Below are 19,281 nucleotides of genomic sequence, written 5' to 3' on the forward strand. Positions count from 1 at the left end.
GCTGAAATGGCAATAAAAAAGGCCGCTTGGGAGCGACCTTTTTCAACTCTAAAACGCGTTGCTTAGCGCTTGTCTTGAGCGACGTAATCGCGCTTCGTTGCGCCTTTGTATAGCTGACGTGGACGGCTGATCTTGTGACCAGGCTGAGACAGCATTTCATCCCAGTGCGAGATCCAACCGACAGTACGCGACATAGCGAAAATAACGGTGAACATGCTGGTTGGGATACCGATCGCCTTAAGAATGATACCAGAGTAGAAGTCTACGTTCGGGTATAGTTTCTTCTCAACGAAGTAAGGGTCTTCAAGAGCAATTTGCTCTAGGCGCATAGCAACATCTAGAAGTGGATCTTCGATGTTTAGCTCTTTCAATACTTCGTGGCAGGTGTCACGCATTACCGTGGCACGTGGGTCGAAGTTTTTGTAAACGCGGTGACCGAAGCCCATTAGGCGGAACGGGTCGTTCTTGTCTTTCGCTTTAGCGATGTATTCGTCAATGCGATCCACTGAGCCAATCTCTTGTAGCATGTTCAAACATGCTTCGTTAGCACCACCGTGCGCAGGGCCCCATAGTGATGCGATACCCGCTGCGATACATGCATAAGGGTTAGCACCAGATGAACCAGCAATACGTACTGTTGAAGTTGATGCGTTTTGCTCGTGGTCAGCGTGCAACATGAAGATACGATCCATGGCTTTAGCAAGCACAGGATTTACTTGATAATCTTCAGAAGGCACTGAGAACATCATGTGTAAGAAGTTCTCTGCGTAGCTCAGGTCGTTACGTGGGTAAACGAATGGTTGACCAATGGTGTACTTGTACGCCATCGCTGCGATAGTCGGCAGCTTCGCAACTAAGCGAGTGGCACTGCGCTTACGCTGCGCTGGGTCTGAGATGTCTAAGTCTTGGTGATAGAAAGAAGACATGGCACCAACCACACCACATAGCATCGCCATTGGGTGAGCATCAACGCGGAAACCTTGGAAGAAGGCCGCCACTTTCTCGTGCACCATAGTGCTTAAGGTGATTGACTTAGAGAATTCTTCAAGCTCTGCTTCTGACGGTAGCTCGCCGTTAAGCAGTAAGTAGCAAAGTTCGACGTAGTTAGATTGTTCAGCAAGCTGATCAATGGGGTAACCACGGTGTAGCAATACGCCTTTACCACCATCGATGTAGGTGATAGATGAGTCACAAGAGCCAGTCGACATGAACCCTGGGTCGTAGGTGAAGTAGCCGTGTGCGCCTAAGGTACGGACGTCGATAACGTCTTGACCCGCAGTACCTTCGTAAATGGGAAGTTCAATCGGGTCTTGTCCATCAATATGGACAGTGGCTTTCTTATCTGCCATCTAATTATCTCCTATAAGAATAACAAGCTAAAGCTGTTATGCGTGATACTAATGTTAAGCAAATTCCGATCATTCTAACGTACAAGAGGGGTAGAAAGTCAATTTTAATGCATTTGTGTATAATAAATATTCTGCAAAGATTAAATATTATACCAATGGCTAATTCGCAAACCTCCGTGACTAAACAAGAATTGTAATATCCGCTGCAGACTTATATACTGTCAGGGGTTCAATACCGTAACGTCTTTGAGTAAACCGTTTATGACAAACACGTGAAATTTCGCTTTAAAATTGAACAAATAAAGTGATCTTTTTTCGCGTCTGTGGGTTTATTTATGTGAGCGCATTTATGCAGTGATTGCATAAATGGTTATAACAACAATGTAGATGGCTCTATTTATCAATGTGAGCAAGATGGGCAAGTAACTGTGAAAAAGCAAAGACCTGTAAATCTCGATCTAACGACCATCTCTATGCCAGCAACGGCCAAAGCATCAATTCTGCACCGCGTCACCGGTGTCGCAATGTTCTTTGCCTTGACCTTTGTTATCTGGGCATGGGCTGTGTCACTGTCTTCTCCGGAAGGATTTGAATTTGTCAAAAGCCTGTTAACCGGGTTTGTTGCCAAATTTATCGCCTGGGGTACCCTCACCGTTCTCTCGTATCACTTCATCGCAGGTGTGCGCCACTTAATCCAAGACTTGGGTCCGTGGAAAGAATTAGATTCAGGCAATGCAACCGCTAAAATCGGCTTTGTGTTGTGGGTGATTGTTGCCGTATTGGCGGGAGTTTGGCTATGGTCTTAAATCAAGCATCTTTAAAGCGTGATGGTGTTCAGGATTTCGTATCACTACGAGCGACGGCACTTATCATCAGCTCTTATGCACTATTTATTATTGGTTATCTGCTATGCACTCCAGCATTAACCTATGAAGCATGGTCGGGGTTATTCGGTAACTTCGCGATGAAGGTATACACCCTAATCGCCCTTGCGTGCATTATGGTGCACGCACGCATCGGCCTATGGCAGGTGCTGACCGACTATGTAAAGAACGCCAAACTACGCGCGTTTCTTGGCTTCGTATTAAACCTTATGGCCCTATCGTACGTAGTAGTTGGCCTGTTTGTTCTATGGGGTGTTTAAGTGAAATATTCAGTTCGCGAATTTGACGCAGTAGTGGTTGGCGCTGGCGGTGCAGGTATGCGCGCAGCGTTAGCAATCACTGAATCAGGCAAGTCTTGTGCGCTTATTTCCAAGGTTTTCCCAACCCGCTCACACACCGTGTCGGCTCAGGGTGGTATTACCGTAGCACTAGGTAACTCGCACGAGGATAACTGGGAATGGCACATGTACGATACCGTTAAGGGCTCCGATTATATCGGTGACCAAGACGCCATCGAGTACATGTGTAAAACTGGCCCAGAGGCAATCACCGAGCTTGAAAACATGGGCTTGCCATTCTCACGTTTTGAGAACGGCCGCGTATACCAGCGCCCATTCGGTGGTCAGTCGAAAAACTTCGGCGGCGAGCAAGCAGCGCGTACAGCGGCTGCAGCGGACCGTACCGGTCACGCCTTGCTGCACTGCTTATATCAGCAAAACGTAAAGAACAAAACCAATGTATATTCTGAGTGGTATGCACTGGACCTTGTTAAAAACGACGACGGCGCGGTAGTGGGTTGTACAGCTATCGACATCGAGTCTGGTGAAGTGGTTTACTTCAAATCGAAAGTGGTTGTGCTTGCCACCGGTGGTGCAGGGCGTATTTATGCCTCGACCACTAACGCGCACATCAACACGGGTGACGGCGTGGGTATGGCCACACGTGCTGGCGTAGCCATGCAAGACATGGAAATGTGGCAGTTCCACCCAACCGGGATCGCCGGTGCCGGAACCCTGGTAACTGAAGGTTGCCGTGGTGAAGGGGGTTATCTTCTGAACAAAGATGGCGAGCGCTTCATGGAGCGTTATGCGCCTAATGCCAAAGACTTAGCGTCACGTGACGTAGTTGCCCGTTCAATGATGACCGAAATCCGCGAAGGTCGTGGTTGTGAAGGTCCATGGGGCCCGCACATTAAACTGAAACTGGATCACCTTGGTGAGGAAACGCTAAATCTACGTCTACCTGGCGTATGTGACCTAGCTAAAACCTTTGCCCACGTTGACCCAGCGAAAGAGCCAATTCCAGTTATTCCAACCTGTCACTACATGATGGGTGGTGTACCAACTAATGTAAATGGCCAAGTGCTAAGCGTTGATGCCCAAGGCAACGACACGCTTGTTGAAGGTCTATTCGCAGTCGGTGAAATCGCTTGTGTATCTGTACATGGTGCAAACCGCCTAGGTGGTAACTCACTACTTGATTTGGTTGTATTTGGTCGTGCAGCAGGTAACTACCTAGGTGTGTACTTGAACGATTACCAAGCGCAACGTGATGCTTCAAGCGACAACATTGAAGGTGCATTGGCACGTTTCAACCGTTGGGAAACATCAAAAGAAGGCCAGGGCGAAGACCCAGTGCAAATCAAAAAAGACCTACAGCAATGTATGCAGCTTAACTTCTCGGTATTCCGTGAAGGTGATTCAATGGCAACGGGTCTTAAAGAGCTTAAAGAAATTCGCGAGCGTCTACAGCATGCCCGCTTGGACGACAAATCAAGCGAGTTCAACACTCAACGTATCGAGTGTTTAGAGCTTGATAACCTAATGGAAACTGCTTACTCAACAGCGGTTGCTGCGAATTTCCGTACTGAGAGCCGTGGTGCGCACTCGCGCTTCGACTACCCGGACCGTGATGACGAAAATTGGCTGTGCCACAGTGTTTACAACCCTGAGACAGAAGAAATGTCTAAGCGTGATGTAAACTATGCACCTAAGCTTCGTGAAGCGTTCCCACCTAAAGCTCGTACTTACTAGGAGAGATGACGATGGCAACTTTAGAATTATCTGTTTATCGTTACAATCCAGACGTGGATGATGCGCCATTCATGAAAGACTACACCCTTGAGGTGGAAGAAGGTCGTGACATGATGGTGCTTGACGCACTGCTGATGTTAAAAGAGCAAGATCCAAGCCTGGCATTTCGTCGTTCCTGCCGTGAAGGGGTATGTGGCTCCGATGGTGTGAACATGAATGGTAAAAATGGCCTTGCCTGTATTACGCCAATTTCTGCTTTGCAGACAAACGGCAAGGGCAAGGTAGTGATTCGTCCACTACCGGGTCTACCGGTTATTCGTGACCTTGTAATCGACATGTCGCAATTCTACACTCAGTACGAGAAAGTGAAGCCGTATCTCATTAATGATACGCCTCCAGCGGGTGAGCGTTTGCAGTCGATTGAAGATCGTGAAAAGCTAGATGGACTATACGAATGTATTCTTTGTGCATGTTGTTCAACATCATGCCCAAGTTTCTGGTGGAATCCAGATAAATTTATCGGCCCGGCCGGCCTATTACACGCTTACCGCTTCTTAGCGGATAGCCGAGATACCGCCACCGATGAGCGCTTGGCAGATTTAGACGATGCATTCAGCGTATTCCGTTGTCACAATATCATGAACTGTGTCAATGTATGTCCGAAAGGTTTGAATCCGACCAAAGCGATTGGGCAAATCAAATCAATGCTTCTTAATCGTTCCGTTTAAGGGCATAATAGAACTAAGAATGGCTGGACGTCTGTCTGGCCATTCTTCGATCACTTACTTGAGTTTTAAGTAAGTCAGACAATGTAAATTCTGCGCTAGATAAAAGGGCTTATAAATGCACGATGGTGTGATGAAGGCATGGCTAGAGTCTTCTCATCTGTACGGCGGTAACGTTGCCTATGTTGAGGAGCTTTATGAAGCATATCTTGATGATGTGACTTCAGTGCCAGAAGAATGGCGTGAAGTGTTCGAGCAACTTCCCAAAGTGGAAGGGGTGGATGTAGAAACTAAGCATTCACAAGTAAGAGCTGAATTCGCCAAGCTGGCAAAAAATAAACATCGCGAAGTAGTTGTTGCAGAAGGTGGTCAGGGTGACCCCAAACAGATTAAAGTATTGCAACTGATAAATGCTTTTCGATTCCGTGGTCACCAAAACGCGAATCTTGACCCACTCGGGATTTGGAAACGTGAACGCGTTCGCGATTTGGAGTTAGACTTCCACGGTCTTTCTGAAGACGATTTTGACACTGAGTTTTATGTAGGTTCGTTTGCCGCCGGCGGCGAAATGATGAAACTGGGTGACTTATACAAAGCATTGAAGGCAACCTATTGTGGTTCCATTGGTGCCGAGTACATGCACATCACATCTACCGAAGAAAAACGTTGGCTACAGCAACGCTTAGAATCGGTTCAAGCACGCCCTCAATTCGATAGCAAAACCAAGCAGCGCATTCTTAAAGGCTTGATTGCGGCCGATGGTCTTGAAAAATACCTAGGCTCGAAATTCCCAGGTGCCAAACGCTTCTCATTGGAAGGTGGTGACGCCTTAGTGCCAATGCTTAAAGAGCTGATTCACCGCGCTGGTGAAAGTGGCCAACAAGAAGCAGTTATTGGTATGGCCCACCGTGGTCGTCTCAATGTGCTAGTAAATGTGCTAGGTAAAAACCCATCGGCGCTGTTCGATGAGTTTGCTGGTAAGCACGATGACACGCTGGGCTCTGGTGACGTGAAATACCACATGGGTTACTCATCAGACTTCGCCACCGAAGGTGGCAGCGTACACATGGCCTTGGCATTTAACCCCTCACACCTAGAGATTGTTAATCCAGTGGTGATGGGCTCGGTACGCGCTCGTCTTGACCGTTTAGAATGTGAAAGTGGTTCAAAAGCACTGCCTATCACCATCCACGGTGACTCGGCCATCGCCGGTCAGGGTTGTGTGCAAGAAACCTTCAATATGTCGCAAACTAATGCCTTTAAAGTAGGCGGCAGTGTGCGCATCGTGGTTAACAACCAAGTCGGTTTTACTACCTCCAAACAAGACGATACACGCTCTACTGACTACTGTACCGACATCGCGAAAATGGTGCAGTCACCGATTTTCCACGTTAACTCCGACGACCCTGAAGCGGTTGCCTTAGTGACGCAAATTGCACTTGATTTCCGTAATCAGTTCAAACGCGACGTGGTTATTGATTTAGTGTGTTACCGCCGTCATGGACACAACGAAGCGGATGAGCCAAGCGCCACGCAACCGTTGATGTACAAAAAGATCAAAAAGCACCCAGTGCCGCGCCAAATCTATGCTGACCAGCTGGTAAGCGAAGGTGTCTTGAGTGAAAAAGAGATCAAGAAACTTGCTGATGATTACCGCAACGGCCTAGACGAAGGCAACTGCGTGGTTGAAGAAATCGAGCCAGAAACTAAGCACTCTTCTGATTGGTCGAAATTCGTCGGTCACGATTGGGATACCGAGTATGAAACTCATATTCCTGTTGAAAAGCTTAAAGAGCTTGGCGAGAAGGTGGCTTCTTACCCAGAAGAGCACCAAGCACAATCACGGGTTAAAAAGATTTACGACGACCGCAAAGCGATGGCCGCCGGCGAGAAAAAACTCGACTGGGGTATGGCTGAGACCCTTGCATATGCCACTATGGTTGAGCAGGGCACAGACATTCGTCTAACCGGCCAAGATTCAGGCCGTGGTACCTTCTTCCACCGTCATGCTGTGGTGCATAATCAAGAAGATGCATCCACCTATTTACCGCTGCAACACATCAAAGAAGACCAGGGTAAATTTGAAGTGTACGACTCGGTGCTTTCAGAAGAAGCCGTGCTTGCATTTGAATATGGTTACGCCACCGCCGAGCCAACATCACTGGTGATGTGGGAAGCGCAGTTTGGTGATTTCGCCAATGGTGCGCAGGTGGTATTTGACCAATTCCTAAGCTCAGGCGAACAAAAATGGGGTCGTTTATGCGGCTTAACCTGTTTGCTACCTCATGGCTATGAAGGTCAAGGCCCAGAGCACAGCTCAGCCCGCCTAGAGCGTTTCTTGCAGCTATGTGCAGACCACAACATGCAAGTGTGTGTGCCGTCAACGCCAGCGCAGGTTTACGCTATGTTGCGTCGTCAATCAGTGCGCCCACTGCGTCGTCCACTGATTGTTATGACCCCGAAATCATTGTTGCGTCACCCGTTAGCCGTTTCTACGCTAGAAGAGTTATCTGAAGGCGTATTCCACAATATGATCGACGAAATCGATGATATTGATGCTAAAAACGTTGAGCGCGTGGTGTTCTGTAGCGGTAAAGTTTACTACGAGCTGCTGCAAGAGCGTCGTAAGCAAGAGCTGGATAACATTGCCATCGTGCGTGTTGAGCAGCTTTACCCATTCCCGCATCAGGAAATGGCTGACATTATCGAACGCTACAGCCATGTGAAAGATTTCGTATGGTGTCAGGAAGAGCCACAAAACCAGGGTGCATGGTACTGCTCGCAGCACCACTTCTGGCAGGCAATTCCGCAAGGTGCAAACCTAACTTATGCAGGACGTAACGCGTCCGCGTCACCGGCATGTGGTTACATGTCAGTACATACTAAAGAACAACAAGCGTTAGTCGCTGACGCGCTTACCATTAAAAAATAAGGGATAAGAGATGACCACAGAAATCAAGGTTCCTGTTCTTCCTGAGTCAGTTGCAGACGCCACCGTTGCAACTTGGCATGTCAGTGTTGGCGACAAAGTAAGTCGTGACCAGAACCTCGTAGACATCGAAACCGATAAAGTCGTACTTGAAGTAGCGGCGCCGGCAGACGGTGTGATCAGCGAGATTAAAGAGCAAGAAGGCGCAACGGTGCTTGCTGAGCAAGTGCTAGCCATTGTTGGCGATGCCGACGATGCGCCTGCTGCTGATGAGAACAGCAGCGACGATAACGCTAAAAGTGAAGAAAAAGCTGATTCAGCACCAGCAAAAGACAGCGGTGCTTCAGAAGGTAAAGAAGTGGATATTAAAGTACCTGTACTTCCTGAATCTGTTGCCGATGCCACCATCGCAACATGGCATGTACAACCCGGTGAAGCGGTAAGCCGCGACCAGAACTTGGTTGATATCGAAACTGACAAAGTTGTACTTGAAGTGGTAGCCCCGGACGACGGCGTCATGGGCGAGCACGTTCACGGTGAAGGCGATACGGTCACAGCCGAGCAAGTTATCGGTAAAGTGAAAGTAGGCGCTAAAGCTGCTGGCGGTAGCAAAGAAGAGTCTGCTCCGGCTGCCGAGCAAAGTGGTGATGACAGTGCCAGTGATGCATTGACTCCTTCAGTACGCCGCCTCATTGCTGAAAAAGGCCTAGATGCGTCAAAAATCAAAGGTTCAGGCAAAAACGGTCGTGTTACTAAAGAAGACGTAGACAAGTTCCTCAAGCAAGCGCCGGCTAAGCAAGAAAGCAAAGCCGATGATGCTCAGTCAGCGCCTGTGGGTAACCGCACGCAAAAACGTGTTCCTATGACACGTCTTCGTAAGACCATCGCTAACCGCCTACTTGAAGCGAAAAACTCAACGGCGATGTTGACCACCTTTAACGAAGTGAACATGAAGCCAATCATGGACCTTCGTAAGCAATACAAAGACGCCTTTGAAGAGCGCCATGGCATCCGTTTAGGCTTCATGTCGTTCTATGTTAAAGCGGTAGTAGAAGCGCTTAAACGCTTCCCAGATGTGAACGCATCAATCGATGGCGACGACATCGTTTATCATAACTACTTCGATATCAGCATTGCGGTATCAACACCGCGTGGCTTGGTAACGCCAGTACTACGCGATTGTGACAAGCTGTCGGTTGCAGAAATCGAAGCCGGTATTCGTGAGCTAGCGCTTAAAGGCCGTGATGGTAAGCTAACGGTTGAAGACATGACCGGTGGTAACTTCACTATCACCAACGGTGGTGTATTTGGCTCACTATTATCAACGCCAATCATCAACTTGCCACAGTCTTCAATCTTGGGTATGCACAAAATCCAAGAGCGTCCTATGGCGGTGAATGGCAAAGTTGAGATTCTACCTATGATGTATTTGGCCCTGTCTTATGACCACCGCCAAATCGATGGTAAAGAGTCTGTTGGCTTCTTAGTGACCATTAAAGAGATGTTAGAAGATCCAACACGTCTTCTACTTGATGTATAAATATCGAGAATGAATAAAAATTAAGCTGTGGCCCGCGCCGCAGCTTTTTTTTGCCGCCTTTAGTCCCACTAGGGTTTTCAAGCATAGCCATGGGATCTATACTAGGTGCGCAATTTGGGATGGTTGGGTAAATTGCATATTTATTCAGCTCTTTTAGTACAAAAAATTGGATAAAGCATCATGAATTTGCATGAGTATCAGGCAAAACAACTTTTTGCCGAATATGGTTTACCAGTTTCTGAAGGTTACGCATGTGACACACCTCAAGAAGCTGCTGAAGCTGCTGATAAAATCGGCGGTGATAAATGGGTTGTTAAATGTCAGGTTCACGCCGGTGGCCGTGGTAAAGCGGGCGGTGTAAAACTTGCTGACAGCAAACAAGAAATCAAAGAGTTTGCACAGAACTGGCTAGGTAAAAACCTAGTAACTTTCCAAACTGACGAAAATGGTCAGCCTGTTGCAAAGATCCTTGTTGAAAGCTGCACTGACATTGCAAACGAACTCTACCTTGGTGCTGTTGTCGACCGCGCTTCACGTAAAGTTGTTTTCATGGCGTCTACCGAAGGCGGTGTTGAAATCGAAACTGTTGCTGAAGAAACGCCAGAGCTTATCCACAAAGCTGAGATCGACCCACTTGTAGGTCCTCAGGCTTACCAAGGCCGTGAGCTTGCTTTCAAACTTGGCTTGAACCCAACTCAACTTAAGCAGTTCGTTAAGATCTTCATGGGTCTTGGCAACATGTTTATCGATCACGATTTCGCGCTACTTGAAATCAACCCACTGGTTATCACTGACGAAGGCAACCTACACTGCTTAGACGGTAAAATCGGTGTTGATGGCAACGCACTATATCGTCAGCCTAAAATCCGCGCGATGCACGATCCTTCGCAAGAAGACGAGCGTGAAGCACACGCAGCACAGTGGGAACTAAACTACGTAGCGCTAGACGGTACTGTAGGCTGCATGGTAAATGGTGCGGGTCTTGCGATGGGTACTATGGACATCGTTAACCTACACGGCGGCAAGCCAGCTAACTTCCTAGATGTGGGCGGCGGTGCAACTAAAGAGCGCGTTGCTGAAGCATTTAAGATCATCCTTTCTGATGACAATGTTAAAGCAGTACTTGTTAACATCTTCGGCGGTATCGTACGTTGTGACATGATCGCAGAAGGTATTATCGGTGCGGTTAAAGAAGTTGGCGTAAACGTACCTGTAGTTGTACGTCTTGAAGGTACTAACGCTGAACTAGGCCGTGACGTTCTTGCTAACTCAGGTCTAGACATCATTGCTGCAGAATCTCTAACAGACGCAGCTGAAAAAGTTGTTGCTGCTGCGGAGGGCAAATAATGTCTGTACTAATTAATAAAGACACTAAGGTAATCTGCCAAGGTTTCACTGGTGGTCAGGGTACGTTCCACTCTGAGCAAGCAATCGAATACGGTACGCAGATGGTTGGTGGTGTATCACCAGGTAAAGGTGGTCAAACGCACCTAGGTCTGCCGGTATTTAACACTGTACGTGACGCTGTTGAAGAAACAGGCGCAACGGCTTCTGTTATCTACGTACCAGCGCCTTTCTGTAAAGATGCAATCCTAGAAGCGATCGATGCGGGCATCGAGCTAATCGTTTGTATCACTGAAGGTATCCCAACGCTAGACATGGTTGACGTTAAAGTTAAGCTTGATGAAACTGGCGTGCGTATGATTGGTCCTAACTGCCCAGGTGTAATCACTCCGGGTGAGTCTAAGATTGGTATCATGCCTGGTCATATCCACAAGCCTGGTAAAGTGGGCATCGTATCACGTTCTGGTACTTTGACTTATGAAGCCGTTAAGCAAACAACTGACGCTGGCTTTGGTCAATCTTCATGTGTTGGTATCGGTGGTGACCCAATTCCTGGTACTAACTTCATCGACGTACTAGAGATGTTCGAAAAAGATCCGCAAACCGAAGCTATCGTAATGATCGGTGAGATCGGCGGTACAGCTGAAGAAGAAGCGGCTGCGTACATCAAAGACAACGTCACTAAGCCCGTTGTTTCATACATTGCCGGTGTAACTGCACCTCCAGGCAAACGTATGGGTCACGCTGGTGCGATTATCGCAGGCGGTAAAGGTACTGCTGACGAGAAATTTGCAGCCTTAGAAGCGGCGGGCGTACAAACTGTACGTTCACTTGCTGAAATTGGCAACGCACTAAAAGAGAAAACCGGTTGGTAAGCTCTGCTAGTGAGTGACATAAAAACCCGCCTTGAGCGGGTTTTTTTATGGCTGCACAGATGCTCAGTTGCAAGCGAGTAGGGGAAATGCCAACGGGAGCGAGCAGCGGTTCTGCGCTTTCTTTTTTTGCCATGCACTGTATTACCCCAGAGTGTGTTATGATGGCAGCGTGATCAGTAAAGAGCATACCTTGAGGCGCCATTGCGCTGACGCTCTTTACGCCTGTGTAGCAAGTCGCTACGCCTTTTTAATTTTTTGGTGATGCAATCGGGTTTAAGCTTGTTTCGCCATGTATACCGAGTTTATATGACCGAACAGCAAGTACCATCAGCGAACAACACCATCAAAACCGAAGACACCATCCAATTCAGTGACTTAAAACTACAACCTAAACTACTTCAAGCGATTGAACGCCAAGGCTACCAGCATCCTTCACCAATACAGGCGCAAGGCATTCCTGCGGTGTTATCCGGCCACGATGTCATGGCCGCAGCGCAAACCGGCACCGGTAAAACGGCGGGTTTTACCTTGCCGATGCTAGAAATATTAAGTAAAGGGCAGCGTGCTCGCGGTAATAACGTGCGTGCTTTAGTGCTTGCTCCTACCCGTGAGCTGGCCGCTCAGGTCGGCGCCAGTGTCGCTACGTATGGTAAAGAGTTAGCGCTGAGCTATTGCGTGGCCTTTGGCGGCGTTAAAATTAACCCGCAAATGATGCAACTGCGTCGCGGGGCCGATATCCTCGTGGCCACGCCCGGACGGTTAATGGATTTGTATCAGCAAAATGCCATTAAATTTGAGCAACTAGAAATGCTGGTGCTTGATGAAGCTGACCGCATGTTAGATATGGGCTTTATCCACGATATTCGCCGCATTATTAAGTTATTGCCGCCGAAACGACAAAACCTCCTGTACTCGGCGACCTTCTCGGACGAGATCCGTGAATTGGCGAAAACCATCGTCCACCAGCCGCTAGAGATTTCTGTGGTGCCTGCCAATACCACGGCAAAAACCATAGAGCAGTGGGTTTACCCAGTGGATAAATCGCGTAAAACAGCGCTGCTAAGTCATTTAATTAAAGAAAATGATTGGCAGCAGGTGTTGGTGTTTAGCCGCACCAAGCATGGCGCGAATCGCATTGCCACTAATTTGGAAAAGCGTGGCATTCACTCTGCCGCGATTCATGGCAACAAGAGCCAAGGCGCCAGAACCAAAGCGTTGGCCGGATTTAAAGACGGCAGTATTAAAGTTCTGGTGGCCACCGATATCGCCGCGCGCGGCATTGATATTGACCAGCTTCCTTGTGTGATCAACTTTGACTTGCCTAATGTTGCCGAAGACTATGTTCACCGTATCGGACGAACCGGTCGGGCAGGGGCCTCAGGATTGGCTATCTCATTTGTCACAGCGGACGAGGCAAAAGACTTAAACGGCATTGAAAACCTAATTCAAGAGTTATTGCCACGGCAAACTATCGCGGGCTTTGAGCCCACGAATGAGGTGGCACCAAGCACATTGCGGGCGCCGAAAAAGCCTAAAAAACCCAAAAAGCCGAAAGCAGCCAAAGCTGATCAGCCAGGCAACACTGCTAAGCAAGCAGTGAAAAAGAAGCCTTCGCACGCGAAAAAAGCGGCGAGTGCGCCGCAGCAGGGTAAAGCGCCGCAGCAAGGTAAAGAGCAGGGCGGTGCTAATAAACCCAAAGGGCGCGATGGCGACTCATCCCAAGCGAAAGGCCCGGCAAGAAGAAATAACCGCTGGAGAACACGGCGCGCCAAAACCGGCAGCAGCTAGGTTCTAGCACTTATCTAAAAAAAGCGAGCCCCTTAGAGGCTCGCTTTTTTGGTTGTATTGCCAAGGCTAGTGTTGGCTAGCTTGAAAGGTAGCGCCGCAAATAAACGGCAAAAATTAGTTGGCTAAAATTTGTGAGGTACGAACAAAGCCAACTGATTTTTGTCCGCCCTTTTTAATTTGCCTTGTTATAAGCACATACACCAGTATAAAAATACTCTTGTTCATTTTTTTCCCAATACCGGTCACCATTTAACTCTGGAATTTTGTTTTCGGATGGAGTCGCCGTTAATTCACAAGCTAACTTTATTGGTTTAGACGCATCTATTTTATTGTTGTCCAGATAATCTCTAACTCCTACAAGCCCCAAATACACTTTATTATCGTGATAGATAAGTAGGCGTGATTCAATTCGCCTTACCTGCATCCCAATTAAGCCAGAGTATGTATTTAAAGGTATTGAAAAATAGCCGTTAATATCTGTCTTATATTTCTCGACTTCAGCATGTAAGTGAGGAGACCAACCAGAGAAATCCCGTGTTGATAGATTTTCAACCACCACATTTTCTAAAGGCTTGCCATTTAAAGTGACAACTCCCTTTATGGATGGAAAATAATGCAGAGTTGAATAGGCACAACCATTCAAAAATAGTAAAAAGATAAACGAGAGGTATAGATGTTTCACTGAATCCCTTGTGCTTATAACGCCCTAGGTGTCCCAGCCCAGCTTTCTGGGCGAGTTGACTTGCTTGTTAACTGCCTTTTTAGCTATTCCATGCCAAAGTCCAACCTAGAGAGGTTATAGACTGGTTGCCTAAACGGATTCGTTTTTGCAGGAATGAATTTTCTTTTCTGTAAACTTTCAACAACAAGCTCATCAAACAACCCTTTATGGTTTGTTTCCTCAATCGTCACCTCATAAACATTGCCATTTGAGTCAATGAGATAAGAGACAATAACATATACATGCTTCTGGCTCATGACCCTGAGTTGAGCCCTGTTATAATAGTTATCTGCCTGATCATCTTGAGACACCCAGTATTGGCTAATATTTCCAGTAGCAGAAATCGGCTTAGAATTAAGAACAGGCTCCTTCGGTATAGAAGAACACGCCCCAACAACCAGACTAACTAAAACCAAAACGAGCAACCTTTGCATAAATCTCCCTCTAGGTAGTAACGCCCGCGTAATAGGCGCGAGTTTGCGAGCGTCCTAATTGACGCGTTTGTTAGAGTTTAACTAAGCCTTCTCAGCCTAACTCGAAGACTATCCATGCCACGACGAGTGAGTTCGCCCTCATCATCAATAATGCCAGTAATAGCCAAATCATTTAGCGCCTCAGGATGGATATCGTCTTTGATATTAGAGAAAATTTCTCTCAGCATTCTCATAGAGACCCCGTCTTCTAACCCCGGTGGTATTTCAGATTGAATTTTATCTACCAGATACCCTAACGCCTTGCGTTTAATATCAGGAGGAAATGAGATGGCCTCATGACTAATGACGTTTTTTTGCATACGTCTGAGATCACTTTTCGCGGAGTCCAACTCTTTACTAGTTCTTTCCATTTGCCGGAATAACTCTTGTTTTTCATTTTCAGCCAGTTGCGCTCTTTTGGCTAAGTTCTCAAGAAGCTCATTTTGTTCTTTCTTCTTTTTTTCAATCTCTTCTTTCTCTGCCTCTATTTCCTCCTTCGCTTTATTAGCATCAAAGGGGATTTGATCAAACCTGTCTCTGATACCCGCGTAGCCTTCGTCAATATGCTTAAGTTTTTCCCCAAAACCAGCCTCGATACGCCCAAGTATTTCAGATATTTCTTTGGTGAATTTATATGAATTATCATAGAAGCGGTTACTGGTATCTGTAGCTTTAAAATAAAATGCTATTGATAACGCAATAGCAAAAAAGGATACAAAGATAGATAGCAAGTCAGTAAACGTAAATTCTTTTATTGATATAGTTATTTCAGAGTCAAATAATTTCCATGTAACTACTGCAATAAGGCACAAGATCACTATATCTCTAGTATTTCGTAACGTCAGAATTGACGTCACGTCTTTTTCTTTTTGGTCTTGCACAGTTTTCTCCTTAAACTCTAACGCCCCAATCAGGGGCTTTTAATAAGTTGGCTAAAATAGCGAACGCAGTGAGGGAAGCCAACTGTTAAAAGTCCCTGCCTGCATTGGCTTGTTATGTGCTTTTACACTTTTTCTGATTTAGTCTCATTTATCGGTAGGGTTATAACTTTATCGGGAGAATTTAACTCAGGAAATGTTTTAGCGGTATAATCAGCTATCTGAATTGCTCCCGCAACAGTTGAAACAATCAAGGCGGTTTTAGCCATAAATGTCCAAAAGTTGCCTTTAACTTCATCTGTATCTTTGCCTTCGATGATTTCCTTAGATAGAACAGCTTTACCAAAAGTAGCTTCGACTATATCAACAATCTCTGCAGAGCCAGTAATTTTATATTCTTCAACAGAAACAATTATTTTACGTAATTGAGCTGTAAAATATTGTTTAATATTGTCGGGTAAATCTGAATTGATAATTTCTTCTAGAAGATCTCTAGCATTATCGTAAATGTTATCTAATTCAGATTTTGGTAAAACAGGCTGTGGACTATTGGTTGAGAGCATCCCCGATGTCATGTGTAAATAATCCAATACTGGTTAATTTATATGCTTTATAAACTCATTCCAACTTGAGCACAAATTACAATTAGAAAAAGCATTATCTAGATACTTAGTCCATGACATATACCTAGATACATCTACGTTATCAAGTTTACTTAGCTCTATGGAAATATTGTCAACCAATGAAAATACTTTCCCAATTCTACCTATTAATACGAATGAGTTACTATCTTCAACGCCAAGGATTTTAGCCCAGACTTTTTTGCAATTTTCATTAGCGTTGGCTTCTTTACCTTCTATTAAAATATTAAGAAGCCTACCCGCTGAATTATTTACTTCCATTTTTCACCATATTTTGAATTTTTACACCGATGTAAGATATGCACATAACGCCCAAATAAGGGGCCGTAACGTAGTTGGCTATTTTGTGCTATAAAAGCACAAAATAAGCGACGCAGTGGAGGTCCCAGCAGCGATAGCTGCGACTTGATTTGTTTGTTACATGTTGTTGTCATTTACGAGCTTCCATACCCCTTCCATGATAATTCCAGAAGCATTGTCTGGGTGTATATCTTCTTCCCCCACTTGTTCGGCACATGAAAGACGAATGGGTGATTGCTCTGCCCACAGGCCATAACCGTTGCGAATTCCCATTCCCCATGAAAAATGAAACATTACCAAATCCTCTCTTTTAGTTTCCTTCAGAGTTTTAAGGCTGTCTTCATCAAGTTCGCTAGCAATTGCTTCAATCGCTCCCTGGCATGTTGTAGGAAGCACTTCACTTTCTTCAGCAACCTGAGCTTCTTTCGCTGATTCCTTAACTTGGCCAGCGCAAGCAAAAATAAACATCGAAAGACAAAAAATTAGTAGTATTCTCATGTCGATTCCTAAACATGTAACAATTTAATATCGAGCGATTGGGTCGTTTTTCTGCCGCAATCATTCTCGTTTTTGTCCTTAGACCAGTAATAGCAAATTTAAGAAGTACTTACCAGCATTGAAGTTAGGCGATATTGATCTAACCGTGGATACGACAAAACGACCCAATGGGTCGTTTTCCTGACTATAGGAGAAACCCAAGGAATATGGTGTATAAATAGTTATTTCCGTGGGGTGAAAGAGGGCATACCGCCCATGGCATATAACTCGTTTAACCCCATGAACGATATAGTTCGTTTCTAGATGGCAGTTATACAAGTTAAATATCGATTTGCATCTGAACCCCTGATTCACGAACGAAGTCTTCATCATGGCTAACGAGAATAAAGCCCCCAGGGTATTGATTGAGCGCTTGGGCCAGCATAAGTTTTGAATCAAGGTCGAGATGGTTATCAGGTTCATCGAGCAGTAAAAAAGGGTGCGCGGCCTGGTGACTAACAATAAGCATCGCTAACTTCATCTTCTCACCGCCGCTAAGTATGTGACCAAGACGAAACACATTGTCACGACGAAAGCCAACGCCTGCTAGCAATGTTCTGGCATCACTCTCCTTAAGGCCACGGCAAAGTGTTACAAGGTTATCGAGTAGTGATAAATCCCCTTGAATAACCCCAAAATGTTGGTCAAGGTAATATAACGGGGTATTGAGTTGCAGCTCGCCTTGCTGGAGAGAAATTTCATCCAATAGCGTTTTCAGGAGCGTTGATTTGCCACTGCCGTTTTTACCTGCCAGATAAATCTTATCATGAGCGTATGCTTGAAATGAGATAGGGTGGGTGCGACCAAACGGCAAGACGCCTTGATGCATCGAGATGACTTTACGTGAGCGAGTTGGGGTGTGCGCTAAATAGAGTTTTTGGTGTTTCTGTGACTCTTTGTGTGCCTTGAGTGAGCGCTCTGTATTGTGCAAATGCGCTCGACGAAGTTGCTCATTTTTAATTCGATTAGCTGCCTGTGCCGTTGCTTTGTCTTTCTTAGCATCAAGCAACACTTTGGGCTGACTGCCATTCTTTCGTAACTGGGTACCTTGAGCCGCTCTTTGCTCTGCCTTTTCACGGTTTTTCTGCGTTTGTACTTGTAACTGCTTTTTTTGTTTATCAACGCTTGCCAATTTTCGTTCATGCGCTTGTAACTCGGCCCTTTTTTGTTCGGCGTACAGAGTATAGTTGCCGCCAAATACCTGTAACCCAAGCTCTGACAGCTGCCAAATTTCGTCCATTTCATGCAGTAACTTTCGCTCATGACTTACAAGTAAAATTGCCCCTTTGAAGGCGCGCATAGACTGAATTAACCAGTGCGTTGCCTGCACATCAAGGTGATTGGATGGCTCATCAAGTATGAGTAATTCAACATTGCTTGCAAACAACTGCCAAAGCTTTAAACGGGCGAATTGCCCACCACTGAGTTGAGCGCACGGAAAATCTACATCTGTTGGTAAGCCTTGCTCTTTTAATTGCTGAGTGAGTTTAAAGGGCAAGTCCCATTGTTCCTTTATTGTATCAAACCAATGCTGTGAACAATCACCCGCCTCAACCTGCTTTATCGCTTCAAGCACCTGATCTTTACCCAGGAACTGAGCAATAGTCAGTTCGCAAGATAATGACTGGGGTGGCTGCTGATGATACATCGCCACTGATTGAGGCAAAGCAACAGCCCCACTTGATGGTTGCTGTTCACCTCTTAAAATTGACGCGAGTATTGATTTTCCAACACCGTTACGCCCAACTAAGCCAACACGCTTGTTAGACAGTGAAAATGACAGTTGCTGAAAGAGAAAATCGCCGTTATCCAATTGATAACTTATATTGTAAGCCTGTAGTAATGGCATAAAGTGCCTCCTGTATGAAAGGGGCAACAGTCGCAGCTAGCTATCTTTTAGAGGTGATTAATACCACTATACGCTTCTGCCAATGGGCAAAATACACAATGCGCTTGTACAGACATATCGGAATGTGAGCTACGCCTACTAACCCTGTAAATCCAAAAAGAAAATAAGAAATGGATGACAGGTTTAGTTGTTCATGTTGGCGCAATCTCCTTAGAAGTGATAAATCAAGGTTACAGTATCCTTTCCGGCCTGGTCAAGATGTCTCCTACTGGCAAAACTATGATGCGCACCAACTCTGGTTTGGGGGAGGTGCGCACTACCAGAATGCTCAAAAGGCTAACCGCTTAAGCATTACACGCGAGTGTACTGCCGCGAATAGTTAATTATCTTCGCACTTTTGGTACATGGCGCTTTA

17 protein-coding genes are annotated in these 19,281 nt (G+C 46.0%); 9 read left to right on the plus strand and 8 right to left on the minus strand.

The window, feature by feature from the left end; all coding sequences use genetic code 11:
• Window positions 1-62 precede the first annotated feature (62 nt).
• Complete coding sequence (locus PRUTH_RS05045) at window positions 63-1,349, minus strand: citrate synthase (protein WP_045978838.1); 1,287 nt, start codon at window positions 1,347-1,349, stop codon at window positions 63-65.
• 428 nt (window positions 1,350-1,777) lie between these two features.
• Between PRUTH_RS05045 and sdhC the strand changes: the two genes are divergently transcribed.
• The 9 genes from sdhC to PRUTH_RS05090 all read left to right on the plus strand — a co-directional run bounded on the left by sdhC (window position 1,778) and on the right by PRUTH_RS05090 (window position 13,467).
• Entirely contained in the window at window positions 1,778-2,155 is a 378-nt protein-coding gene (gene sdhC / locus PRUTH_RS05050; protein ID WP_051034453.1) for a succinate dehydrogenase, cytochrome b556 subunit, read from the plus strand.
• The gene (sdhD, locus tag PRUTH_RS05055; RefSeq protein WP_022944506.1) at window positions 2,146-2,493 is read left to right on the plus strand and encodes a succinate dehydrogenase, hydrophobic membrane anchor protein; all 348 of its coding nucleotides are present in this window, start codon (window positions 2,146-2,148) and stop codon (window positions 2,491-2,493) included. The genes sdhC and sdhD overlap by 10 nt, the downstream gene beginning before the upstream one ends.
• Entirely contained in the window at window positions 2,494-4,266 is a 1,773-nt protein-coding gene (sdhA, locus tag PRUTH_RS05060) for a succinate dehydrogenase flavoprotein subunit (RefSeq protein WP_045978836.1), read from the plus strand.
• Window positions 4,267-4,277: 11 nt separating this feature from the next.
• Window positions 4,278-4,994: a succinate dehydrogenase iron-sulfur subunit gene (locus tag PRUTH_RS05065; RefSeq protein ID WP_022946093.1), complete on the plus strand. Its 717-nt coding sequence runs from the start codon at window positions 4,278-4,280 to the stop codon at window positions 4,992-4,994.
• 115 nt (window positions 4,995-5,109) lie between these two features.
• Complete coding sequence (locus PRUTH_RS05070) at window positions 5,110-7,923, plus strand: 2-oxoglutarate dehydrogenase E1 component (protein ID WP_151172724.1); 2,814 nt, start codon at window positions 5,110-5,112, stop codon at window positions 7,921-7,923.
• Window positions 7,924-7,933: 10 nt separating this feature from the next.
• The gene (gene odhB, locus PRUTH_RS05075; protein ID WP_045978834.1) at window positions 7,934-9,460 is read left to right on the plus strand and encodes a 2-oxoglutarate dehydrogenase complex dihydrolipoyllysine-residue succinyltransferase; all 1,527 of its coding nucleotides are present in this window, start codon (window positions 7,934-7,936) and stop codon (window positions 9,458-9,460) included.
• Window positions 9,461-9,640: 180 nt separating this feature from the next.
• Window positions 9,641-10,807, plus strand: coding sequence for an ADP-forming succinate--CoA ligase subunit beta (gene sucC, locus PRUTH_RS05080; RefSeq protein ID WP_022946096.1), 1,167 nt, complete (start codon window positions 9,641-9,643; stop codon window positions 10,805-10,807).
• Window positions 10,807-11,679 (plus strand): succinate--CoA ligase subunit alpha, encoded by an 873-nt coding sequence (sucD, locus tag PRUTH_RS05085; RefSeq protein ID WP_045978833.1) that lies wholly within the window; start codon window positions 10,807-10,809, stop codon window positions 11,677-11,679. Before sucC ends, sucD begins: the two co-directional genes overlap by 1 nt.
• A 360-nt stretch (window positions 11,680-12,039) precedes the next feature.
• Entirely contained in the window at window positions 12,040-13,467 is a 1,428-nt protein-coding gene (locus PRUTH_RS05090; RefSeq protein ID WP_151173702.1) for a DEAD/DEAH box helicase, read from the plus strand.
• Between the two features lie 172 nt (window positions 13,468-13,639).
• Here PRUTH_RS05090 and PRUTH_RS05095 read toward each other — a convergent pair whose 3' ends face one another.
• The 7 genes from PRUTH_RS05095 to PRUTH_RS05125 form a co-directional block, all read right to left on the minus strand.
• The gene (locus PRUTH_RS05095) at window positions 13,640-14,149 is read right to left on the minus strand and encodes a DUF6795 domain-containing protein (protein ID WP_151172726.1); all 510 of its coding nucleotides are present in this window, start codon (window positions 14,147-14,149) and stop codon (window positions 13,640-13,642) included.
• A gap of 83 nt (window positions 14,150-14,232) precedes the next feature.
• On the minus strand, window positions 14,233-14,622 hold the full coding sequence (locus tag PRUTH_RS05100) for an energy transducer TonB (RefSeq protein ID WP_151172728.1): 390 nt from the start codon (window positions 14,620-14,622) through the stop codon (window positions 14,233-14,235).
• 77 nt (window positions 14,623-14,699) lie between these two features.
• A complete protein-coding gene (locus PRUTH_RS05105) occupies window positions 14,700-15,542 on the minus strand; it encodes a hypothetical protein (protein ID WP_151172730.1) in 843 nt (280 codons plus the stop codon).
• A gap of 122 nt (window positions 15,543-15,664) precedes the next feature.
• Window positions 15,665-16,114 carry a hypothetical protein gene (locus PRUTH_RS05110; protein WP_151172732.1) on the minus strand — a complete coding sequence of 150 codons (450 nt, stop codon included), beginning with the start codon at window positions 16,112-16,114 and terminating at the stop codon, window positions 15,665-15,667.
• 21 nt (window positions 16,115-16,135) lie between these two features.
• Window positions 16,136-16,441: a hypothetical protein gene (locus PRUTH_RS05115; protein ID WP_151172734.1), complete on the minus strand. Its 306-nt coding sequence runs from the start codon at window positions 16,439-16,441 to the stop codon at window positions 16,136-16,138.
• A gap of 156 nt (window positions 16,442-16,597) precedes the next feature.
• Window positions 16,598-16,978 carry a DUF6794 domain-containing protein gene (locus PRUTH_RS05120; protein ID WP_151172736.1) on the minus strand — a complete coding sequence of 127 codons (381 nt, stop codon included), beginning with the start codon at window positions 16,976-16,978 and terminating at the stop codon, window positions 16,598-16,600.
• Between the two features lie 319 nt (window positions 16,979-17,297).
• Entirely contained in the window at window positions 17,298-18,866 is a 1,569-nt protein-coding gene (locus tag PRUTH_RS05125; RefSeq protein ID WP_151172738.1) for an ATP-binding cassette domain-containing protein, read from the minus strand.
• Between the last annotated feature and the right edge of the window lie 415 nt (window positions 18,867-19,281).

It is taken from the genome of Pseudoalteromonas ruthenica, assembly GCF_008808095.1.
Lineage (GTDB): Bacteria > Pseudomonadota > Gammaproteobacteria > Enterobacterales > Alteromonadaceae > Pseudoalteromonas > Pseudoalteromonas ruthenica.

What these genes read in the sequence shown, in the direction of transcription:
- PRUTH_RS05045 (WP_045978838.1), bottom strand. Translation starts at nt 1,349, where the DNA reads ATGGCAGATAAGAAAGCCACTGTCCATATTGATGGACAAGACCCGATT.
- sdhD (WP_022944506.1), top strand. Translation starts at nt 2,146, where the DNA reads ATGGTCTTAAATCAAGCATCTTTAAAGCGTGATGGTGTTCAGGATTTC.
- PRUTH_RS05065 (WP_022946093.1), top strand. Translation starts at nt 4,278, where the DNA reads ATGGCAACTTTAGAATTATCTGTTTATCGTTACAATCCAGACGTGGAT.
- PRUTH_RS05070 (WP_151172724.1), top strand. Translation starts at nt 5,110, where the DNA reads ATGCACGATGGTGTGATGAAGGCATGGCTAGAGTCTTCTCATCTGTAC.
- odhB (WP_045978834.1), top strand. Translation starts at nt 7,934, where the DNA reads ATGACCACAGAAATCAAGGTTCCTGTTCTTCCTGAGTCAGTTGCAGAC.
- sucC (WP_022946096.1), top strand. Translation starts at nt 9,641, where the DNA reads ATGAATTTGCATGAGTATCAGGCAAAACAACTTTTTGCCGAATATGGT.
- sucD (WP_045978833.1), top strand. Translation starts at nt 10,807, where the DNA reads ATGTCTGTACTAATTAATAAAGACACTAAGGTAATCTGCCAAGGTTTC.
- PRUTH_RS05100 (WP_151172728.1), bottom strand. Translation starts at nt 14,622, where the DNA reads ATGCAAAGGTTGCTCGTTTTGGTTTTAGTTAGTCTGGTTGTTGGGGCG.
- PRUTH_RS05110 (WP_151172732.1), bottom strand. Translation starts at nt 16,114, where the DNA reads ATGACATCGGGGATGCTCTCAACCAATAGTCCACAGCCTGTTTTACCA.
- PRUTH_RS05115 (WP_151172734.1), bottom strand. Translation starts at nt 16,441, where the DNA reads ATGGAAGTAAATAATTCAGCGGGTAGGCTTCTTAATATTTTAATAGAA.
- PRUTH_RS05120 (WP_151172736.1), bottom strand. Translation starts at nt 16,978, where the DNA reads ATGAGAATACTACTAATTTTTTGTCTTTCGATGTTTATTTTTGCTTGC.
- PRUTH_RS05125 (WP_151172738.1), bottom strand. Translation starts at nt 18,866, where the DNA reads ATGCCATTACTACAGGCTTACAATATAAGTTATCAATTGGATAACGGC.